We start from the raw sequence: 18,998 nt of genomic DNA, 5'->3' as shown, positions 1-18,998 counted from the left end.
CGGCCCAAAAGGGCCGAAACTTATTTGATGCCGTACATAAACAGGTCGCACTTGAGCATGCCGTTGTAGAGCTTGCGCTTTTTGTCCGCCTGCTTGCCGAAGGTGCGCTCGAACTCCGTGTGGGAGGACAGCAGATACAGCTTCCACCCGTCGGGGAACTTGGCCCAGGCCTTGCCGAAGGCCCGGTAGAGTTCCTCGGCCTCCTTGCGCTCCATGATGCGCTCGCCGTAGGGAGGGTTGGTGACGACTCGGCCGTAGAGCCCGCCCCAGTGGAAGGTGCGGGCGTCGTCCACGTCAAAGTGTACCACGTCGTCCACCTCGGCCAGCTCTGCGTTGTGCCGGGCCAGCTCCACCGCGTCCGGGTCCAGATCGCCGCCCCAGATCTCGTAGTCCCCGTCAAACTCCTGGTCCATAGCCTGATCGGCGGCCTCCAGCCACAGCTTCTTGTCTACAAAGGCCCACTTCTGGGCAGAGAAGGTGCGGTTGAGGCCGGGGGCACGGTTTTTGGCGATGAGGGCGGCCTCGATGGGGATGGTGCCGCTGCCGCAGAAGGGGTCGCACAGGGGGTCACGGCCCTTGTAACGGGAGAGCATCACCATGGCGGCAGCCAGGGTCTCGCGGAGAGGTGCCACCACGCCGTGAGCCCGGTAGCCCCGCTTGTGCAGTCCCGCGCCGCTGGTGTCCAGCATGAGGGTGGCGGTGTCCTTCATAATGGAGAACTGGATCTGGTAGAGGGCTCCAGTCTCCGGCAGGGTGTTGAGCCCGTACTTTTCCCCCAGCCGGGCGGCCACCGCCTTCTTCACAATGGCCTGGCAGGCGGGCACGGCGTGGAGGGCAGAGTTGAGGCAGTGGCCCTTGACGGGGAACTGTCCCTCCCGGGGGATAAAGCGCTCCCAGGGCAGGGCCTTGGTGCCCTCAAACAGGGCGTCGAAATTGTCCGCCGGGAAAGAGCCCAGCACCAGCAGCACCCGCTCTCCGGTGCGCAGGTTCAGGTTGAGCCGGGCAATGTCCAGTGCCGAGCCCCGGCACAGTACCCGGCCGTTCTCTGCCTGGACTCCCTCCAGATTCAATCGGCGCATCTCGTCGGCGCACAGGCCCTCCAGCCCAAACAGGGTGGGCACGGCAAAGGTCAAATCATTCACAGTAAAACCTCCCGGACCGGGCGCTGTACCCGGCCATTTTTCCAATAAAAAAACAGTTCCCAGCCTGCGAAAAACAGAGAAAAAAGGAGCTGTATGGACGCTTATCACATATAGTATATCGGACTGTGGAAAAATTCGCAATTCCTTTTCCAAACTGGAAGGGTTTGCTATGGAGTTTTCACAAAAAATATGGTATGGTATGGGCAACGGGAGGTAAGAGTATACAGAGTCTCGCGAGAAAGGAGTGTGCTATGGAAGCGATCATATGGCTGGGCGTGATGATTGCCTTTGCCGTGGGCGAGGCGGTCACCGTAGGGCTGACCAGCATTTGGTTTGCGGTAGGCGCCCTGGGCGCGCTGATCACCGCTGGGCTGGGGCTGGGATTCTGGCCGCAGATCACTGTGTTCATCGTTTTGTCGGGCATTACCCTGGCTCTGGTGCGTCCGCTGGCCAAAAAGCTGCTCCGGCCGGGCTACTCCGCCACCAATGCCGACCGAGTCATTGGAACGGTGGGCGTGGTCACCCAGGCGGTGAATAATCTGGCTGGTGAGGGGCTGGTAAATCTGGCCGGCCAGGTGTGGAGCGCCCGGAGCAAAACAGAAGAGGTCATCCCCGCTGGACAGGAGGTGCGTGTGCTCCATATCCAGGGGGTCAAGGTCATCGTGGAGCCGGTAGCGGCAGACCAGACCAAGGCAGTATAAACATCGGGAACAAGGAGGAAACATATGGGCTTTATGGACATCATTACAAAATTGATCCCTGTCATCGTCATTATCCTGATCCTGCTCATCCTGGCATCCAACATCCGAGTGGTACAGCAGTCCCGGGCCTACGTCATCGAGCGTCTGGGCGCGTTCCAGACCGTGTGGGGTGTGGGCCTGCACTTCAAGATCCCCTTTATTGAGCGGGTGGTCAAAAACGTGTCCCTGAAGGAGCAGGTGGTGGACTTCCCGCCCCAGCCCGTCATCACCAAGGATAACGTCACCATGCAGATCGACACCGTCATCTACTTCCAGATCACCGACCCCAAGCTCTACACCTACGGCGTGGAGCAGCCCATGAGCGCCATCGAGAACCTGACCGCCACCACCCTGCGTAACATCATCGGCGATCTGGAGCTGGACCAGTCTCTCACCAGCCGCGACCACATCAACGCCCAGATGCGGGCCATCCTGGACGAGGCCACCGACAACTGGGGCATCAAGGTCAACCGCGTGGAGCTGAAGAACATCATGCCTCCCCGGGATATCCAGGAGTCCATGGAGAAGCAGATGCGCGCCGAGCGTGAACGCCGTGAGTCTATCCTCCAGGCCGAGGGCCAGAAGCAGTCCCAGATCCTGGTGGCCGAAGGTGAAAAGCAGTCTGCCATCCTGAAGGCCGACGCCGCCAAACAGGCCGCCATCCTCCAGGCTGAGGGTGCCAAGCAGGCCAAGATCCTGGAGGCCGAAGCAGAAGCAGAGGCCATCCTGAAGGTGCAGCAGGCCACCGCCGACGCCATCCGGCTCATCAACGAGGCCGCCCCCGGCGAGGGCGTCTTGAAGATCAAGGCTCTGGAGGCCTTCACCGCCGCCGCCAACGGCAAGGCCACCAAGATCATCATTCCCAGCGAGATCCAGGGTCTGGCCGGTCTGGCCGCAGGCGCCAAGACCATCTTCGATACCGAGGACCCGAAAGCGTAAATCCTTTGATCCGATCCCGGGGAGGGTGCTCCCCGGGACTTTTTATGCCCAAAATAGGAAAATTAGCAATCATTGCACCGAAAAAAACAAAGAAAAGCTCATATACTTCTTGTTAGAGAAAACAAAAGGAGGGAGCGGCGTGGGGCGAGGAAAGGGACCGGGCGTGGGGCTGGGCCTTTTGATGATGTGTTTTGTGCTGGCGCTGAACCCGGTGGGGGAACCGGTTCAAAGCGCGGGGGGAGAGGCTGAGGTGGAGGTGCCGGTGGTGGCCCTCACCTTTGACGACGGACCCCGGGCGGATACCACCGGCTGGCTGCTGGAGCAGCTGGAGCTGCGGGAGGTGCCCGCCACCTTTTTTATGGTGGGCAGCCGGATTCCCGGCAACGAGGACCTGATCCGTCAGATGAAGGAGCAGGGGTGCCAGATCGGGGTACACACCTATGACCATGTGGATGTGACCGGGCTGAGCCAGACTGATTTTGACCTGCAGATCGGCAAGACCCGCACCCTTCTGCGGGAGATCTTGGGGGAGGGAAACTACTGGCTGCGGCCGCCCTACGGCTTTGTGGACCAGGGGGTACGGACCTGGTCGGACGGGCCAATTATTTTGTGGTCGGTGGACCCGGAGGACTGGAAGGACCATGATGTGGAGCGCATCGTAGCCAGCGTGGTGGAGCGGGTGGAGGACGGCGACGTGATTTTGATGCATGACATCTATCAGTCCTCCGCAGAGGCGGCCATCCGCATCGTAGACGCTCTGGAGGAGAAGGGATTCTGCTTTGTCACGGTGGAGCAGCTCATGGCACGCCAGGGGATTGCACCGGAGGCGGGAGTAATCTTCCCGGAGCGGCCATAAAAAATCCCCGGCCTGGTGGCCGGGGAAGGAAATATGGCTTTACACGCCCATGGTACTGGTCTCGGGGAGGGTGGAGCCGCCGTCAATGACGAACTGGGCGCCGGTGAGGTAGCTGGCCTCGTCGCTGGCCAGGAAGGCGGCCAGCTCGCCCACCTCAGTGGGATCGGCCAGGCGGCCCAGAGGAATGGCAGAGGCAATGCCGTCGATGACGCTCTGGGGGTTGTCCGGGCAGGACTGCTGGGCCATACCCTTCACCATGGGGGTGAGCACATAGCCCGGGCAGATGGCGTTGACGTTGATGGTGGGGGCAAACTCCCGGGCCAGGGCCTTGGTGAGACCCACCAGGGCGGCCTTGCTCATGGCATAGGCGGCCTCGCCGGGGTCGGCCACCATGTCGCCGGTGACGGAGGACATGATGACGATCTTGCCCCATTTGCGCTCCAGCATGCCGGGAATCACCGCCTTGCAGGTGTTCCAGGCGCCCTTCACGTTGATGTCCAGGTGGGCGTCCCGGTCCTCATCGCTCTGGGTAAGGAAGTCTCCCAACTTGCAGATGCCGGCGTTGGACACCAGAATATCGATGGGACCAAAGGCGGCCTGGGCGGCCTCCACTCCGGCCTTTACACTGGCGGGGTCGGACACGTCCATACGCACTGCCATGGCGTTCTCGCCCAGCTGGGCGGCCAGCTCCTCTACGGCGGCGCCCCGGGCGGCCAGAATCACTTTGGCTCCATGCTTGAGGAAGGTGCGGGCGATGCCCTCGCCGATGCCCTTGGAGGCGCCGGTAATGAGGGCGGTCTTTCCGGTCAGCTTACCCATGGTAAAACAGCTCCTTTTAGATTCCATATCGTATAATATATTAAAAATAATACAAAATCAGCCCTGGAGAGCCTGCTGTGTCAGCTCAATGAACCGCTCTCCAAAGTGGGACAGGTACCGGTCCCGGCGGTAGCCCACCACCAGGCGGCTGATGGTAGAGGGGTCTGTGAGAGGGAAGAAGTCCAGCTTGTCGGTGGAGGAGCGGGCGGCGGTGACATGGATGGTCTTGACAAACAGCTCCGGGCAAATGGTGATGCCCACCCCTGCCTCGGCCATGGCCAGCGTGGTGATGGTGTTCTCCGTCTCCAAAATCAGCTTGGGCTTGAAGAAGTGGCGGCTGAAGTACTGGTCCACGATGCTGCGGGTGCGGTTTCCCCGCTTGATGAGAATGAAGGGCATGTGCTGGAATGCGTCAATGTCCGCCCCGTCGGCAAACTGTTTGCGCATCTCCTCCGCCCGGTCGCCGAAGATCTGGTCGGTAAAGCTGCGGGGCACCACCAGCATCAGATCCTCCTGGGTCAGGGGGACCACCTCCACACCCTCCATCATGATGGGCTGGAAGCAAACGATCAGATCCACACGGCCGTGAGCCAGCTCGTCCTCCAGGTGGGTGGAGTTGCCCTCAAAGAGGGAGAATTCCACCATGGGAAACTCGGCCTGGAATTTGGGCAGCACCTCAGGCAGCAGAGCCAGACCGCAGGTGTGGGAGATGCCCAGACGGAGCACGCCCATGTAGTGGCGGTTGATGTCACCCACCTTGGCCAGGTACTGGCTGTGCAGGTCTAGGATCTGGGTGGCAGTCTCCACCAGCAGATCCCCCGCGTAGGTCAGGGACAGCTTGGGCGAGCGGGTAAAGAGCTTGACATCCAGCTCCCGCTCCATGTTGCTGATGTGGTTGCTTAACGATTGCTGGGAGATATACAGCCGCTCGGCCGCCCTGGTAATGTTCAATTCCTCTGCCACAAGCAGGAAATACTTCAAATGGAGAAAATTCAACCGGTCTCCCCCTTCCAAATTCCAGATATATGAAGGAGTTCCTTCATTTTTTCGTTGGGATAGCACTATTATATCACAGCCAAAAAGCTGTGGCAACCATCGATAAAAATCTGCTGTTCGGAATGATAATTTTATGGTTTAATAGTATCAAAAGATAGGGCAAAAGAGAGAAGAATCCCTGCCTTAGCTTTTAAAAACATTCGAAAATGGAATGCAAAAGTGTAATTACAAGCCATGTGCGCATAGGGCAATCCCTGTCAAAATAACTGGAAAGACCAAACATTGAGAAAGGAAGATTGTTTGCCATGAAATGTCTGATCATTGACGCCGTCCACAGCTCCATCGCCGAGGAGTTCAGCAAGTACATGCAGGTGGACACCCACATGCTGCCCACCCAGGAGGAGCTGGCCAAGCTGATCCCCGACTATGATGTGCTCATCATGCGTGTTGACCCCGCCATCAACAAGGAGATCCTGGACGCCGCCAAGAATCTGAAGGTCATCGGCGTTTGCTCCGTTGGCCTGAACCACATCGACATGGATACCGCCAAGGCTAAGGGCATCCAGGTCTTCAACGCTCCCGGCATGAACGCCAACGCCGTGGCCGAGCTGACCTTCTCCAAGATGCTGGACCTGTCCCGCCACACCATCCCCGCCAACTATGACGTAAAGGTCAACAAGAACTGGGATAAGTATAAGTTCGTGGGCCGTGAGCTGCGCGGCAAGACCCTGGGCATCCTGGGCTTCGGCCGCATCGGCCAGCGCGTGGGTGAGCTGGGCCGCGCCTTCAAGATGAACATCGTGGCTTACGATCCCTACCTGCCCGCTCACGTGTTTGAGGAGCAGCAGGCCACCAGCATGAGCATCGACGAGGTGCTGAAGACGGCTGACTATGTCACCATCCACATGCCTCTGACCCCCGAGACCAAGGACCTGTTCAACGCCAAGTCCATCGCTGAGATGAAGAACGACGCTGTGGTTCTGAACATGGCCCGCGGCGGTATCGTCAACGAGAAGGATATGTACGAGGCTCTGAAGGCCGGCAAGATCGGCGGCTATGCCTCCGACGTTATGGAGAATGAGCTGGCTGCCGGCGGCCTGACCGAGGGCGCTTCCTTCGACTCCCCCCTGTTCGAGTGCGATAACTTCATCGTCACTCCTCACCTGGGCGCCCAGTCAACCGACGCTTCCCGCGACATTGCTGAGCTGATCATTGGCAAGGTCAAGGAGGCCCTGAGCCTGTAAGGCATCTTCGTAAGAGCTGCGAAGGAAATTTGATAAGAGAGCGGAGCGTGCGCTGTGGAATCTCCACAGCGCACGCTTTTTTAAAAAAGAACGTCCCCGGGCAAACTTTCCGGTCGGGCGGTGCGTCTTATGAATGAGTGAAAGGAGGGGGAGACTACGGGGCAGGATGTACGGGAGCGCTTGGTAGGCTATATCCGGGAAAATCAAACTTATTTTTATCGCTTGGCCTATCAATACGTAGGAGACCGGGATCTGGTCATGGATCTGGTACAGGATGACGTGGTCAAAGCCCTGCAGCACTGGGAGAGCCTGCGGGAGCCGGAGGCGGTGCGCAGCTGGTTTTACCGTATTCTGGTGCGGGAGTGCCTGTCCTTCCTGCGGCAGAACCGGCGGGTCATTTATCTGGCTGAGCCGCCCGAGCAGATTCAGAGCAGCCAGGAGAGCGCGCTGGAGGACCGGGAGGCTCTGCAGCAGGCCATCGACCGGCTCTCTCCCAAACTCAAGACCGTGGTGCTGCTGCGCTTTTACGAGGAGATGCAGCTGAGCGAAATCGCGGAGATCACCGGGACCAATCTCAGCACAGTGAAAAGCCGCCTGTACAAGGGGCTGAAGAAATTGCGGGAGAGCTTGCAGGAGGGATGATATGACAGAAAAACAGGACCGTTTTTCCCATGCCATGGAACAGTGCCGTCAGGCCTACCGGGATATTCCCACCCCACCGGAATTGGAGGGAGCAGTGGAGGACGCCATCCAGGCTGGCTGCCGGCCCAGGCTGCCCCGCCGGGGACTGAAGCGGGCGGCTGCGGCCGCGGCCGGACTGTGCGCCTGCTTTGTGGTGCTCACCTCCCCGGCGGTGGCTGCGGCGGTGGACGATGTGCCGGTACTGGGCCAGCTGTGCCGGATCCTCACCGGGCAGGCCTATGAGAGCCGGGAGGAGACCAGCTACGTGCAGGTCCAGCTGCCCCAGATCGAAAACACCGGGGACAGCAGCCTGGAGCAGCGGGTGAATCTGGAGATCAGCGCAGTGCTCAGCCGGGAGGTGGTTGAGAGCAAGGAGCGGGCCCGGCAGTACTACCAGGCCTACCTGGACACAGGAGGAGACCCGGACACCTTCCAGCCCATCCAGATCCAGGTGGACTATCAGGTAAAGTCGGTCACGGATCAGTGGGCCTCCTTTGTGGTTACCAAGACAGAGAGTCTGGCCAGCGCCTACTTCCGGCAGTACTTCTACAATCTGGACCTGGAGACCGGCCAGAGTCTGACCCTGCGGGATGTTCTGGGCCCCAACTGGGCCGCCCAGGGTGCGGCAGCCGTGGAGGAGCAGCTGTCCCAGTGGGACCAGGAGCAGAAGGCCCTGCTCTTTGACGACGTAGACCTGGAGGCGCTGCTGGAGGAGAAGGAGGACTTCTATCTCCAGGAGGACGGCACCGTGGTAGTGGTCTTTGATAAGTATGAGATCGCCGCCGGGGCCGCCGGTGTGCTGGAATTTCCCATTGGGAAGCTGCCTCAGGCATGAAAAAATCGCCCGTCCAAAGACGGGCGATTTTTTTGTGGGGAAATCAGATGTGCTCCTGAACCTTGGCCATCTCCTGGGCAATGTTCAGAATGTGGTCGCCGATGCGCTCAAAGTCGGTGAGCAGCTCGGAGTAGAGGATACAGGCCTCGTCAGAGCACTCGCCGTCACGCATACGCTCTAGGTGGTTGCGGCGGTAGTCGCTGGTCATGTCGTCGATGCGCTGCTCCAGAGCGGACACATCGGCCAGCCACTCCACATTGCCGGCGTTGAGAGAGAGCAGGTCGTTGATGCCCTCCAGGCAGATATCCCGCATGGCAGAAATCTCATCGTGAGCCACGCCGGTGAAGGAGATGTTGCGCTTGTTGAGCATCCGGGTGTAACCGGCCAGGTTGTCGGCGTGGTCGCCGATGCGCTCAATGTTGCCGGAGATGGTAAAGAAGCTGCTGACCACGGCGGAGGCCTTCTCGTTGGTTTCGTAGGTGATCAGGCGGGAGACGTGCAGGGAGATCTCCTTGTTCAGGAAGTCCAGGTACTCCTCGGTCTTCTCTACCTGCTCCAACTCCTCCTCGTCACGGTTCAGGACGGAGCGGAAGCTGGCCTCCACGTTATCCTTGGCCATCTCCATCATGCGGCGCAGCTCATGCTGCATCTGGTCCACATAGATGGCGGACACACCCAGGCCGCCGTCCTTGCTGCTGATCTGGATGGGGGTGAGGTACTCCAGGTGGAGCTGGTCGGCCTTGTCCTCGGGACGCTCGGGCAGGATCTTCACCGCAGCCTTGGCCAGGTAGTTGCCCAGAGGCAGCAGGATGATGGTGGTGATGATGTTGAAGCTGGTGTGCACCAGAGCAATCTGTCCGGCGTGGGAGGCGGGCATAAGTCCGGCAATGGTCTGTCCCAGTGCGCCGGGCAGTGTCAGGGAGCCGTCAACGACATAGGCGATGGGGAAGATCAGGAAGAGCAGTGTGAAAATCACCGTACCAATGACGTTAAAGAGCAGATGAATGATGGTGGCACGCTTGGCGCTGCGGCTGGTGCCGATGGAGGCCAGCACGGCGGTGATACAGGTACCGATGTTCTGACCGAACAGCACGAACACCGCGCTGGGCAGGCCGATCACGCCGCTGTTGGCCAGGGCCTGAAGGATACCCACCGAGGCGGAGGAGGACTGGATGACGGCGGTGAAGCCGGCGCCGGCCAGGATGCCCAGCAGGGGGTTGGAGAAGGTGGACATGAGGTTGATGAAGGCCTCAGACTCCCGCAGGGGAGACATGGCGGAGCTCATCATGTCCATACCGATGAACAGCACGCCCAGACCGGCCAGAATCTGACCGATGTGCTGAAGCTGGGGCTTTTTCACAAAGACCACCAGGGCCACGCCTACAAAGGCGAACAGGGGAGCCAGCTCACCCACGTCCAGGGCGATGAGCAGGCCGGTGACGGTGGTACCGATGTTGGCGCCCATGATGATCCAGACCGCTTGATTGAGGGTCATCATGCCCGCGTTAACAAAGCCAACCACCATGACTGTGGTAGCGGAGGACGACTGAATAACGGCGGTGATGGCCGCGCCTACCAGCACGCCCAAAAAGCGGTTGGCAGTCAGTCGCTCCAAAATCATTTTCATACGGCTGCCGGCTGCGGCCTCTAGGCCGGAGCTCATCATCTGCATGCCGTACAGGAATAGCGCCAGGCCGCCCAGAAGTCCCAGAAAGTCTGACATTTGCATCTCAGGATTCCTCCTCTTTCTCTCTTACAAACATTTTTTGCGTTTTGGGGTAAATCATGCTGGGAAACGGCGGAGCAGAGGCGTGCCGTATTCCAACCGCGCAGGGATAAAAAAGAAAAAAGACATAGCCCACGTGCCGGCAGGGCGCGCAGGTCATGTCATTGTTTTTTCATATTCCATTGTCCGATCAGGCCGATCCCCGCCGACCTGGGCACAGATGCTCCCATGGCATTTCTACCTCTCTGTACTCTTTACTCGCAACTTCCTACATCTAGCATTATAGGAAAGAAACCGGTCCGCGTCAACCGATTTTACAAAAATCTCATCTGCCCTTAATATTTTCTCCAATCTGACAAAAAACCCCCTCCGGACCATGCCGGAGGGGGTTGGCTTCGCCGAAGAAATGGGCAATTTTTGGAGATTATTGGGGCTTTTGGCTCTCCAGATACTCATCATAGGTCATCATACGGTCGATGAGCTTGCCGTCGGAGGTGAAGTCAAAGATGCGGTTACACACGGTCTGGATGAGCTGATGGTCGTGGGAGGCCACCAGAACATTGCACTTGACCATCTCCAGGCCCTTGTTCAGGGCGGCGATGGACTCCAGGTCCAGGTGGTTGGTGGGCTGGTCCAGCATGAGAACGTTGGCGCCGGAGAGCATCATCCGGGAGAGCATGCAGCGCACCTTCTCACCGCCGGAGAGCACCTTCACGGCCTTGTAGACCTCATCGCCGGAGAAGAGCATCCGGCCCAGGAAGCCGCGCAGGTACTGCTCCTGGGGATCGGGGGAGAACTGGCGCAGCCACTGCACCAGATTGTCGTCGTTGTCCTGGAAGTAGGGAGTGTTGTCCTTGGGGAAGTAGGAGAAGGTGGCGGTCTGGCCCCACTTCACGGTGCCCTCGTCGGGTTCCATCTCGCCGGCCAGGATCTTGAAGAGAGCGGTGTGGGCATTCTCGTTGTCGCCCACAAAGGCGATCTTGTCCCCGTGGCCCACGATAAAGGACACCTTGTCCAGCACCTTCACGCCGTCGATGGTCTTGGACACGTCGGTGACAAAGAGGATGTCCTTGCCCACCTCACGGTCGGGAGAGAAGGCCACCCAGGGATAGCGGCGGGAGGAAGCGGGCATCTCCTCCACGGTGAGCTTATCCAGGAGCTTGCGGCGGGCGGTAGCCTGCTTGGACTTGGACTTGTTGGCGGAGAAGCGGGAGATAAAGTCCTGCAGTTCCTTGATCTTCTCCTCGTTGCGCTTGTTCTGGTTCTTGATGAGCTGCTGCACCAGCTGGGAGGACTCATACCAGAAGTCGTAGTTGCCCACGTACATCTTGATCTTGCCGTAGTCGATATCCACAATGTGGGTACACACGGTGTTCAGAAAGTGACGGTCGTGGCTGACCACGATGACGGTGCCGGGGAAGTCCAGCAGGAAGTCCTCCAGCCAGTTGACCGCGTCGATGTCCAGGTTGTTGGTGGGCTCGTCCATCATCAGCAGGTCGGGGTTGCCGAACAGAGCCTGGGCCAGCAGCACCTTCACCTTCAGACGGGCGTCCAGGGTGGCCATGTCGTTGTAGTGCAGGTCAGTGCCGATGCCAAGGCCCTGGAGGATGCGGGACGCGTCGCTCTCGGCCTCCCAGCCGCCCAGCTCGGCATACTCCTCCTCCAGTTGGCAGGCCAGCATGCCGTCCTCGTCGGTCATCTCCTCTTTGGCATACAGAGCTTCCTTCTGCTTGCCGATATCGTAGAGACGCTGGTTGCCCATGATGACGGTGTCCATCACGTTGTAGGCGTCATAGGCGTTCTGGTCCTGCTTCAGAACGGACATACGGATGTTGGGCAGGATGGAGACCTCGCCGGAGGTGGACTCCAGGTCTCCGGACAGGATCTTCAGAAAGGTGGACTTACCGGCGCCGTTTGCGCCGATGATGCCGTAGCAGTTGCCCCGGGTGAACTGGAGATCCACGTGGGAAAACAGGGGGGACCCGCCGTACTGCAGGCCCAGATCGGTAACAGTGATCATGGTACGCTCCTTCTCTTCTCTGCGCCGGCGCGGTCCGATCCCGCGCCCAAAGCGAAAAATACTCGGGTATCATATTATCATACTCCCTGACAAAAGAACAGAGATTTATTTGAGAAAAAACGGCCAAATTTCCGGCGTAAAACTGATTTTTCTGCCAATTTTAACCCAGCGACCCGGAGAAACCCGGAAGAGGGCGGGCTGCTCGGGGAAAGAGGGAAAGGTTTTGTTCCAAATATGAATAAATCTTGACATAAACCCAGCTTGCCTTTACAATATGTACAGGACAAAAATGAAAAACTTGGGGGACGTTTTTCAGTTGTCGCAAGGATGAAAGACGCGGTGAGCGGCTTTGCCTTGCGGCTCATTTTATGCTGTCAAGTCTTTTGCCGGGATGCCCGGCAAAAACACAGTGTGCGGCCGTCCGCCGCGAAGATATGATGCTGAATTTTTTGGAGGTGTAAGAGACCAATATGATATATTATGTAATCGAGGGTATTCTGGTGGCTGTGGTGATGTTTATCGTCGGCAGCCTGTTTGGATACCAGCGGAGAAAGGCCACGGCGGAGCGTGAGATCGGCTCCGCCGAGGAAGAGGCCACCCGCATTGTCAACGAGGCCTATAAGAGCGCCGAGAGCAAGAAGCGGGAAGCTCTGGTGGAGGCTAAGGAAGAGATCCTGAAGGCCCGCAACGAGTACGAACAGGAAGAGAAAGAGCGCCGCGCCGACCTGCAGAAGCAGGAGCGCCGCCTGCAGCAGAAGGAAGAGAACCTGGACCGCAAGACGGAGAACATGGAGAAAAAGGAAGAGCACCTTGCCAACCGTCTTGCCAAGCTGGAGGCCACCCAAGCCGAGGCCGAGCGCATCAAGCAGGAGCAGGTGGACACTCTGGAGCGCATCTCCGGCTTTACCGCCGAGGAGGCCAAGACCTACCTGCTGGATCAGCTGGAAGCTGACGTGACCCACGAGTCGGCCATGAAGATCAAGGAGATCGAGGCCCGCTTCAAGGACGAGGCCGACACCAAGGCTCGGGAGATCATCTCTCTGGCCATCCAGCGCTGTGCCGCCGACCACGTGGCGGAGGCTACCGTCAGCGTGGTGCCCCTGCCCAACGACGAGATGAAGGGCCGCATCATCGGCCGCGAAGGCCGCAACATCCGCACGCTGGAGACCCTGACCGGCGTGGACCTGATTATCGACGATACCCCCGAGGCCATTACGGTCTCCTGCTTTGATCCCGTGCGCCGAGAGATCGCCCGGCTGGCTCTGGAGAAGCTCATTCTGGACGGCCGCATCCATCCCGCCCGCATTGAGGAGATGGTGGAGAAGGCCAAGCGCGAGGTGGACGCCACCATCAAGGCGGAAGGCGAGCGGGCCATCTTTGAGACCAACGTCCACGGCCTGCACCCAGAGCTGGTCAAGCTGCTGGGCCGTATGCGCTACCGCACCAGCTACGGCCAGAACGTGCTGAACCACTCCATCGAGGTCTCCCACATTGCCGGCCTGCTGGCCGCCGAGATCGGCGCCAATGTGGCCGAGGCCAAGCGTGCCGGTCTGCTGCACGACCTGGGCAAGTCCATCGACCACGAGGTGGAGGGCTCCCACGTGTCCATCGGCGTGGAGCTGGCCCGGAAGTACCGGGAGAGCGAGAACGTCATTCACGCTATCCACGCCCACCACAACGATGTGGAGCCCCAGACGGTGGTGGCCTGCCTGGTCCAGGCGGCCGACGCCATCTCCGCCGCCCGCCCCGGCGCCCGGCGCGAGAACCTGGAGAACTATATCAAGCGTCTGGAGATGCTGGAGGAGATCACCTCTTCCTTCCCCGGCGTGGAGAAGTCCTTTGCCATCCAGGCCGGCCGCGAGGTCCGCATCATGGTCAAGCCCGACCAGGTCAGCGAGGACCAGATGGTGCTGCTGGCCCGGGACATCGCCAAGAAGATCGAGGACGAGCTGGAGTATCCCGGCCAGATCAAGGTCAACCTGCTGCGTGAGACCAAGGCAATTGAATACGCAAAGTAAATGTTCCCTATTTCATTACAAAAAGGAGACTGCTTCGGCAGTCTCCTTTTTTGTGGTCAACAAAGTGGCAAGCACTTTGTTGAGAAAGTTGCACCCAAGACAGGCCTCGATTTCTTGTGGAAAAGTCGGCCTGTCTTGGGTGATAAGTATCATTTCCGAGGTACACGCCCCCGGAAATGATGGGATTTTATTTTATTCCGCCGCTGCGGCGGCGGAACTCCTTGCAGGAGGGCTATATAAGTTTGCTCCTGCTCTATGGGGCGAAACGAAGTTTCGCATAAAATTCTTTTGATACTTTTCTTTTCAAGAAAAGTATCGGACGGCGGTGCCGTAGGCGATGACCTCGGCTGCGCCCTGCATGACGGAAGAAGAGCCGTAGCGGATGTTGATGATAGCGTCAGCGCCCAGAGCCTCGGCCTCATCCACCATGCGCTTGACCGCGATCTGACGGGCCTCGTTGAGCATCTCAGTGTAGCCGGTGATCTCGCCGCCCACCAAGGTTTTCATGCCAGCCATGAAGTCCTTGCCAAAATTCTTGGACTGGACCACGGTGCCCTTTACAATACCAAGCACCTCGAATTCCTTTCCGGGAATGTAATCAATATTTACCAGCAGCATCTAATTCTCCTCCTTCGATTTCTTTGAATCTGCTTTTTAACACAAACAGGGCGGGGATAATCAGGGCCAGACACAGGATAGCCAGGACCAGACACAATATAATGGCCCACCGGGGCATACCGGGAATAAAGCACAGAGAGGCGCAGGCTACCGAGGTAATGATCTGCAGCATGGCAAAAAACAAGATCCCCCGCACCGCGTCCCGCTTGCGCCGGGCCTGACGGGCCTCAGTACTTTCGTGCTTCATCTTCCTCGCCTCCTTGAATCTCCCGCAGACGCTGCACCATGGCGTACAGCACACCCACTACAATGGCCACGGCCAGCAGGCCGTACACGACCATGATCCCGATGACAGCGGGGATGGGTTCCTCCTCCAGCATGCACCAGAGAAGGGAGCCGAAAAACAGCAGCGCCACCACAACGGTTCCCAACGCCGCGACAATGACCGGGCCGCGGCCCTTAGTACTTTTTCGCATCGTCCACCTCTCCTTTCTCGATCTCCTGCACCCGCTGGATGAGAGCCAGCAGGACGCCCAGAATGATCACGCCGGGAATAGCCACCAGAACTACCACCAGGGGCAGGGGCGGAGCTTCCTCCGCGTCAATGGTAAAGCCCCAGATCATCAGAGCCATAAGCCCTGCCATCAGAGCCACCGTGAGTACCGTGACTACCGCCGGGGCGACATACCGCAGGCGCTTGGTGTCCTCCACCTGCTTGTTGAGGAAGGTGGTGCCCTCCCGCTCCAGACGGTCCATCTGTTCCAGCAGGGCAGCGGCATCCAGGTCGTCCAGCCGCTCATCCCGGTCGCTGAGGGTGCGGCAGAGCTGGATGGACTGCTCCAAATTTTTCTTATCCCGCTCCAAGGTGACCAGATGGCGGCGCATGCCATCGCCCACGGTGTGGGTACCCGACTGCATCTTGCGGATTTCCTCCAGAGGGACGCCCAGCTTGCGCAGCAGCTTTACCTGCCGCAGCTGGTCCACCTCCCGGGGACCGTACTCCCGGTAGCCATTCTCGCTGTTGCGCCGGGGGGCGATGAGTCCCTGCTCCTCGTAGAAGCGAATGTTCTTTTTGGTGATGCCCACCTGGGCCTCCACCTCATTGATTTTCACAGGTTGTTCCCCCTTTGCTCCTTCAGTGTATACCTTCCACAAGAGGGAAGGTCAAGATTTTTTTGCGTTTTTTCAGAAAAAGGAAGCCCTCCACCTGGTGGAGGGCTTCCTGCCTTTATTCTTCTTCATCCCCATTATCCATGAGATGGCTGACCAGGGCACACAGCACTCCGGCGATAGGGTAGACGATCCAGCCCCAGCGCCAGCCGAGGTAGTTTTTATAATCGTTGACCAGGGCCATCCAACCAAAACCGACGGCCAGAAAGAGAATGGTGGCTACCAGCATAATGGCCCCGCAGATCCGGTCAATTTTCTTACGCCGGGCCTTGGCCTGGGGCCTGGGGTCATGCTCCCGGTTCCAGTTTTCAATCTCATACTTCTCCATGCGCATGCCTGCCCATACCAGCACCGAGACAGACAGGGCAAGGTCCAGCAGGAAGACAGAGACCAAGGCGGCCTCCCGGCGGTCGCCGCCCGCCTCGGCCCAGGAGGAGAGAAGCATCAGCCACACCACGCCGATGATAATAGCAGCAATGGGCAGGGCTATGAGGTAGGGAAAGCGGCGGGCGTAGACCTCCCGCTGGGCGGGGGTATAGATCTGGGGCAGGGTGGGATGCTGCTGGGCAAAGTGGTCGTGATTTATAAAGGCCACCACCAGGATAGCCACTGACACGGCAATGGCGGACAGGATCACTGCCCCGCACCAGGTATCGGGTATGCCCGCCAAACCATATAGACTCAGAGCCGCGGCCACCCCCAGGAGAATCAACCCTACTCCTGCGGCCACTGCATTGGAAAAGGCATTCATATGTTGGTCGTAGCCGACGGCGTCCTCCTGGCATGCCGCCTGAGCGTCTCCCCGCACCAGGGTGTCCAGATCGGTCTGGAATAGGCTGCACAGGGTCATCAGCTTCTCCATTTCGGGAAAGCTGGTATTGGATTCCCACTTGCTCACCGACTGGCGGGATACCTCCAGCCGCTCGGCCAGCTCCTCCTGGGTCAGGCCCTCCCGGGCGCGGTAGAATTGCAGGTTTTCACCAAAGCTCATGGCGAGATCCTCCTTTCAAGGTGGCTCCAGCTTACCAGAACAGCGGCGCAACCGGAACCAAATTGAGGTTGCATTTGCCGATCTCGTCGTAAACTTTCGGTTGCATGGAGGTTTTGGGCCTTAAAACTGGTTTTTCTTCAGCAGACGGATGTCGTCGCCGAAGAAGTGGAGCACGTGGTACTCTCCCATGAGGCGGGATGCAATCTGGGGGGAGTAGCGACGGGCGGCCTCCTCCATGGTGAGGTTGGAGGAGATGACGGTGTGCTTCTCACCCACCAGGCGGGTGTTGAGCAGCTCGTAGAGAGCAGACTGGACAAACTGGGTGGTCAGCTCGCTGCCCAGGTCGTCCAAAATCAGCAGGTCGCAGGTGAGGTAGCGCCGGGTCTCGTCCCGGGCCTCCTGCACCCCCTGGGTGTCCCGCTGGAACTTGCGGGTCTCAAACTGGGAGAAGATGTTGCCGGCTGTGTCGTAGACCACCGAGAACCCCTGCTCCGAGACACTCCGGGCGATGCAGGCAGACAGGAAGGTCTTGCCCAGGCCGGGCGCTCCGGTGAGAAACAGATTTTTGATGGCAAAGCGGCCAAACTTCTGGGCGTAGTTGAGACAGACCTCATACACCAAGTCCATGTTGGAGCGGGGAGAGGTGCCCCGACCAGGCCAGGGAGTCTGGCTGTAATAGTCCAGACGGAAGGTGTCAAAGGACTGCTCCCCCAGGTCCAGCAGCTTGGACAGCTCCTGGATCTGCTCCTGGGTGCACAGCTCCTTTAAGCACTGGCACATCTGTGCTCCACGCCAGCCGGTGTCGTTACAGAGGGGACAGGCGGGCTTGGGATCCAGGGCGTCCTCGGGCAGGCCCATAGCGCCCAGCAGGACCGCCCGCTCCTGCTGGATGTCCAGGTTTTTATCCCGGATGGCCCGCACCGCGGCTCCCGCGTCCTCTCCCTTGCGCAAAGAGGCGGCCACCAGCTGGGCCATGGTGCCTTGGAGCTGGCGGTCCAGCTTGGCCAGACGGGGCTCCCGGGCGTAGAGCTGCTGGCGCAGCTGCTCCCGCTGGTCCTCCCGGCGGCGCTTGTTCTCCTCCAGCCGGGCGGTGGCCCGGCGCAGCACATTGGCGTCGTATGCCATTTACTAGCCCTCCTTTTTCATCTGCTCCATCAGGCGGCGCATGCGCTCCATATCCTCCCGGGCCTGCTGGGCCTCCCGATCGGCCTGAGCCGGGGAGGGAGCGGGAGCGGCCTGCACGGGCCGGGGATCCCGGTCCCCCGCCTGGATGGCGGCCAGGGTGTGCAGCCCCTTCTCGTGCCAGCGGCGAAGAATACCGTTCATGTAGCTCCAGTCCATGGACTGCTTTTTCATGATGGTGCGCTCGTAGGCTGCCCGCAGGGCGCCGTCGTCGAAGCCCATGGCGTCCCAGGCGGCGATGTAGTTCTTCTCCCGCTCCACCAGAGGCCGGGGCGGGATGTCCAGCAGCCGCAGCACCTCAGCGCCACGGCCGCGGAGCCGGGCCAGGGTCTGGAGGTGGCGCTCGGCGGCCTCCACCGTGTCGATGCCCTGCCGGGCCCAGGCAAACCCCTCCTTGCGAATCTGGGAGAGGAAGGGGCGGCGGCCGGGGCCGTACTTGCGCTCCATCTCCTCAATGCACCAGCCCACCAGCAGGAAGATGACCTCGGTGGGCAGGGCCAGATAGTCGTAGAGGGTGTAGAGGATCTTCAGGTCGTTGGCGGTGAGCTTCTTACCCAGCCGCCGCTCCACCTCGTCGCACAGGGCGGGGAAGGTGGAGGCCTTGTCGCTGAGAGCGGTGGTGATGTCCTCCAGGGCGTACTCCGGTGGCGCGGGCTCGGGGATGGGAGCGGCAGGGACGGAGGAGAGCTCACGGGGGGCCATGCCCTGGCTCTGGAGCGCCTCCAGGGCGGCCTGTTTGCGCTCCACCGGCCAGGGGAGCCCCTCCAGGCCGTTGCGGCGCAGCAGATGTAAGTACAGCAGGGCGGCGTCGCCGTTATCCAATTTGATCAGTCGCTGGACCGCCTGGTCGGGCAGGGCCAGCACGCTGCCGGGCAGCAGGCGCTGAGTCATGGGTGCTCCTCCTCTCCCGGCCCCGCAGGGCCGTTTTACGTAGCTTACATTGTACCGCAAAACGCCCCGGGAGTAAAGAAGACAGTTGTGGAACGAAAGGATTTCCTGTGGAAAGTAGGAAAATTGGGGA

19 protein-coding genes are annotated in these 18,998 nt (G+C 59.7%); 7 read left to right on the top strand and 12 right to left on the bottom strand.

Annotated elements, in window-relative coordinates; all coding sequences use genetic code 11:
* Positions 1-20: 20 nt before the first annotated feature.
* Positions 21-1,142, bottom strand: coding sequence for a THUMP domain-containing class I SAM-dependent RNA methyltransferase (locus ACEVJL_RS00825; protein ID WP_235397695.1), 1,122 nt, complete (start codon positions 1,140-1,142; stop codon positions 21-23).
* 251 nt (positions 1,143-1,393) lie between these two features.
* Here ACEVJL_RS00825 and ACEVJL_RS00820 point away from each other — a divergent pair, with 251 nt between their 5' ends.
* From ACEVJL_RS00820 to ACEVJL_RS00810, 3 genes are all read left to right on the top strand, one after another.
* Positions 1,394-1,843 carry an NfeD family protein gene (locus ACEVJL_RS00820; RefSeq protein WP_302668403.1) on the top strand — a complete coding sequence of 150 codons (450 nt, stop codon included), beginning with the start codon at positions 1,394-1,396 and terminating at the stop codon, positions 1,841-1,843.
* A gap of 24 nt (positions 1,844-1,867) precedes the next feature.
* Positions 1,868-2,821 (top strand): SPFH domain-containing protein, encoded by a 954-nt coding sequence (locus tag ACEVJL_RS00815; RefSeq protein ID WP_020989806.1) that lies wholly within the window; start codon positions 1,868-1,870, stop codon positions 2,819-2,821.
* Between the two features lie 139 nt (positions 2,822-2,960).
* A complete protein-coding gene (locus tag ACEVJL_RS00810; RefSeq protein WP_374736586.1) occupies positions 2,961-3,677 on the top strand; it encodes a polysaccharide deacetylase family protein in 717 nt (238 codons plus the stop codon).
* Between the two features lie 39 nt (positions 3,678-3,716).
* On the opposite strand, the gene ucpA is transcribed toward ACEVJL_RS00810, so the two are convergent.
* Both ucpA and ACEVJL_RS00800 read right to left on the bottom strand, forming a co-directional pair.
* Positions 3,717-4,496: an SDR family oxidoreductase UcpA gene (gene ucpA, locus ACEVJL_RS00805; protein WP_110441899.1), complete on the bottom strand. Its 780-nt coding sequence runs from the start codon at positions 4,494-4,496 to the stop codon at positions 3,717-3,719.
* A gap of 57 nt (positions 4,497-4,553) precedes the next feature.
* Positions 4,554-5,492, bottom strand: a complete 939-nt coding sequence (locus tag ACEVJL_RS00800; RefSeq protein WP_008981244.1) for a LysR family transcriptional regulator — start codon at positions 5,490-5,492, stop codon at positions 4,554-4,556.
* 305 nt (positions 5,493-5,797) lie between these two features.
* Between ACEVJL_RS00800 and ACEVJL_RS00795 the strand changes: the two genes are divergently transcribed.
* The 3 genes from ACEVJL_RS00795 to ACEVJL_RS00785 all read left to right on the top strand — a co-directional run bounded on the left by ACEVJL_RS00795 (position 5,798) and on the right by ACEVJL_RS00785 (position 8,252).
* A complete protein-coding gene (locus ACEVJL_RS00795) occupies positions 5,798-6,736 on the top strand; it encodes a D-2-hydroxyacid dehydrogenase (RefSeq protein WP_151076418.1) in 939 nt (312 codons plus the stop codon).
* 180 nt (positions 6,737-6,916) lie between these two features.
* Positions 6,917-7,378 carry an RNA polymerase sigma factor gene (locus tag ACEVJL_RS00790; RefSeq protein ID WP_374736585.1) on the top strand — a complete coding sequence of 154 codons (462 nt, stop codon included), beginning with the start codon at positions 6,917-6,919 and terminating at the stop codon, positions 7,376-7,378.
* A gap of 1 nt (position 7,379) precedes the next feature.
* A complete protein-coding gene (locus tag ACEVJL_RS00785) occupies positions 7,380-8,252 on the top strand; it encodes a DUF3298 and DUF4163 domain-containing protein (protein WP_374736584.1) in 873 nt (290 codons plus the stop codon).
* Positions 8,253-8,295: 43 nt separating this feature from the next.
* Here the strand turns inward: ACEVJL_RS00785 and ACEVJL_RS00780 are convergent, their stop codons facing one another.
* Together ACEVJL_RS00780 and ACEVJL_RS00775 are read right to left on the bottom strand one after the other, a co-directional pair.
* Entirely contained in the window at positions 8,296-9,981 is a 1,686-nt protein-coding gene (locus ACEVJL_RS00780; protein ID WP_302668398.1) for a Na/Pi cotransporter family protein, read from the bottom strand.
* Between the two features lie 421 nt (positions 9,982-10,402).
* Positions 10,403-11,998 carry an ABC-F family ATP-binding cassette domain-containing protein gene (locus tag ACEVJL_RS00775; RefSeq protein ID WP_374736583.1) on the bottom strand — a complete coding sequence of 532 codons (1,596 nt, stop codon included), beginning with the start codon at positions 11,996-11,998 and terminating at the stop codon, positions 10,403-10,405.
* 470 nt (positions 11,999-12,468) lie between these two features.
* On the opposite strand from ACEVJL_RS00775, the gene rny reads away from it, so the two are divergent.
* Positions 12,469-14,016: a ribonuclease Y gene (rny, locus tag ACEVJL_RS00770; RefSeq protein ID WP_110441904.1), complete on the top strand. Its 1,548-nt coding sequence runs from the start codon at positions 12,469-12,471 to the stop codon at positions 14,014-14,016.
* 303 nt (positions 14,017-14,319) lie between these two features.
* Here rny and ACEVJL_RS00765 read toward each other — a convergent pair whose 3' ends face one another.
* The 7 genes from ACEVJL_RS00765 to ACEVJL_RS00735 form a co-directional block, all read right to left on the bottom strand.
* Positions 14,320-14,634 carry a YbjQ family protein gene (locus ACEVJL_RS00765; RefSeq protein ID WP_008981252.1) on the bottom strand — a complete coding sequence of 105 codons (315 nt, stop codon included), beginning with the start codon at positions 14,632-14,634 and terminating at the stop codon, positions 14,320-14,322.
* Positions 14,615-14,881 (bottom strand): hypothetical protein, encoded by a 267-nt coding sequence (locus ACEVJL_RS00760; protein WP_110441906.1) that lies wholly within the window; start codon positions 14,879-14,881, stop codon positions 14,615-14,617. The genes ACEVJL_RS00765 and ACEVJL_RS00760 overlap by 20 nt, the downstream gene beginning before the upstream one ends.
* Positions 14,862-15,110 (bottom strand): hypothetical protein, encoded by a 249-nt coding sequence (locus ACEVJL_RS00755; RefSeq protein WP_374736582.1) that lies wholly within the window; start codon positions 15,108-15,110, stop codon positions 14,862-14,864. The genes ACEVJL_RS00760 and ACEVJL_RS00755 overlap by 20 nt, the downstream gene beginning before the upstream one ends.
* Entirely contained in the window at positions 15,094-15,747 is a 654-nt protein-coding gene (locus ACEVJL_RS00750; protein ID WP_151076416.1) for a MerR family transcriptional regulator, read from the bottom strand. Before ACEVJL_RS00750 ends, ACEVJL_RS00755 begins: the two co-directional genes overlap by 17 nt.
* 115 nt (positions 15,748-15,862) lie before the next feature.
* Entirely contained in the window at positions 15,863-16,795 is a 933-nt protein-coding gene (locus ACEVJL_RS00745) for a helix-turn-helix transcriptional regulator (RefSeq protein WP_302668395.1), read from the bottom strand.
* A 120-nt stretch (positions 16,796-16,915) separates the two neighbouring features.
* Positions 16,916-17,920 (bottom strand): ATP-binding protein, encoded by a 1,005-nt coding sequence (locus tag ACEVJL_RS00740; RefSeq protein WP_008981257.1) that lies wholly within the window; start codon positions 17,918-17,920, stop codon positions 16,916-16,918.
* Positions 17,921-17,923: 3 nt separating this feature from the next.
* Positions 17,924-18,868: a DnaD domain protein gene (locus ACEVJL_RS00735; RefSeq protein WP_268830509.1), complete on the bottom strand. Its 945-nt coding sequence runs from the start codon at positions 18,866-18,868 to the stop codon at positions 17,924-17,926.
* Positions 18,869-18,998 lie beyond the last annotated feature (130 nt).

Source organism: Flintibacter porci, from assembly GCF_041925195.1.
GTDB lineage: Bacteria > Bacillota > Clostridia > Oscillospirales > Oscillospiraceae > Lawsonibacter > Lawsonibacter porci.
Note: the sequence above shows the minus strand (reverse complement) of the source record. Positions and strands in the feature narration are given on the sequence as shown.

Bases quoted from the DNA above. Each gene is read 5' to 3' on its own strand.
- ACEVJL_RS00775 (WP_374736583.1), bottom strand. From the start codon at position 11,998: ATGATCACTGTTACCGATCTGGGCCTGCAGTACGGCGGGTCCCCCCTG.
- rny (WP_110441904.1), top strand. From the start codon at position 12,469: ATGATATATTATGTAATCGAGGGTATTCTGGTGGCTGTGGTGATGTTT.
- ACEVJL_RS00815 (WP_020989806.1), top strand. From the start codon at position 1,868: ATGGGCTTTATGGACATCATTACAAAATTGATCCCTGTCATCGTCATT.
- ACEVJL_RS00740 (WP_008981257.1), bottom strand. From the start codon at position 17,920: ATGGCATACGACGCCAATGTGCTGCGCCGGGCCACCGCCCGGCTGGAG.
- ACEVJL_RS00735 (WP_268830509.1), bottom strand. From the start codon at position 18,868: ATGACTCAGCGCCTGCTGCCCGGCAGCGTGCTGGCCCTGCCCGACCAG.
- ACEVJL_RS00785 (WP_374736584.1), top strand. From the start codon at position 7,380: ATGACAGAAAAACAGGACCGTTTTTCCCATGCCATGGAACAGTGCCGT.
- ACEVJL_RS00780 (WP_302668398.1), bottom strand. From the start codon at position 9,981: ATGCAAATGTCAGACTTTCTGGGACTTCTGGGCGGCCTGGCGCTATTC.
- ACEVJL_RS00820 (WP_302668403.1), top strand. From the start codon at position 1,394: ATGGAAGCGATCATATGGCTGGGCGTGATGATTGCCTTTGCCGTGGGC.
- ACEVJL_RS00760 (WP_110441906.1), bottom strand. From the start codon at position 14,881: ATGAAGCACGAAAGTACTGAGGCCCGTCAGGCCCGGCGCAAGCGGGAC.
- ucpA (WP_110441899.1), bottom strand. From the start codon at position 4,496: ATGGGTAAGCTGACCGGAAAGACCGCCCTCATTACCGGCGCCTCCAAG.
- ACEVJL_RS00795 (WP_151076418.1), top strand. From the start codon at position 5,798: ATGAAATGTCTGATCATTGACGCCGTCCACAGCTCCATCGCCGAGGAG.
- ACEVJL_RS00745 (WP_302668395.1), bottom strand. From the start codon at position 16,795: ATGAGCTTTGGTGAAAACCTGCAATTCTACCGCGCCCGGGAGGGCCTG.
- ACEVJL_RS00755 (WP_374736582.1), bottom strand. From the start codon at position 15,110: ATGCGAAAAAGTACTAAGGGCCGCGGCCCGGTCATTGTCGCGGCGTTG.
- ACEVJL_RS00765 (WP_008981252.1), bottom strand. From the start codon at position 14,634: ATGCTGCTGGTAAATATTGATTACATTCCCGGAAAGGAATTCGAGGTG.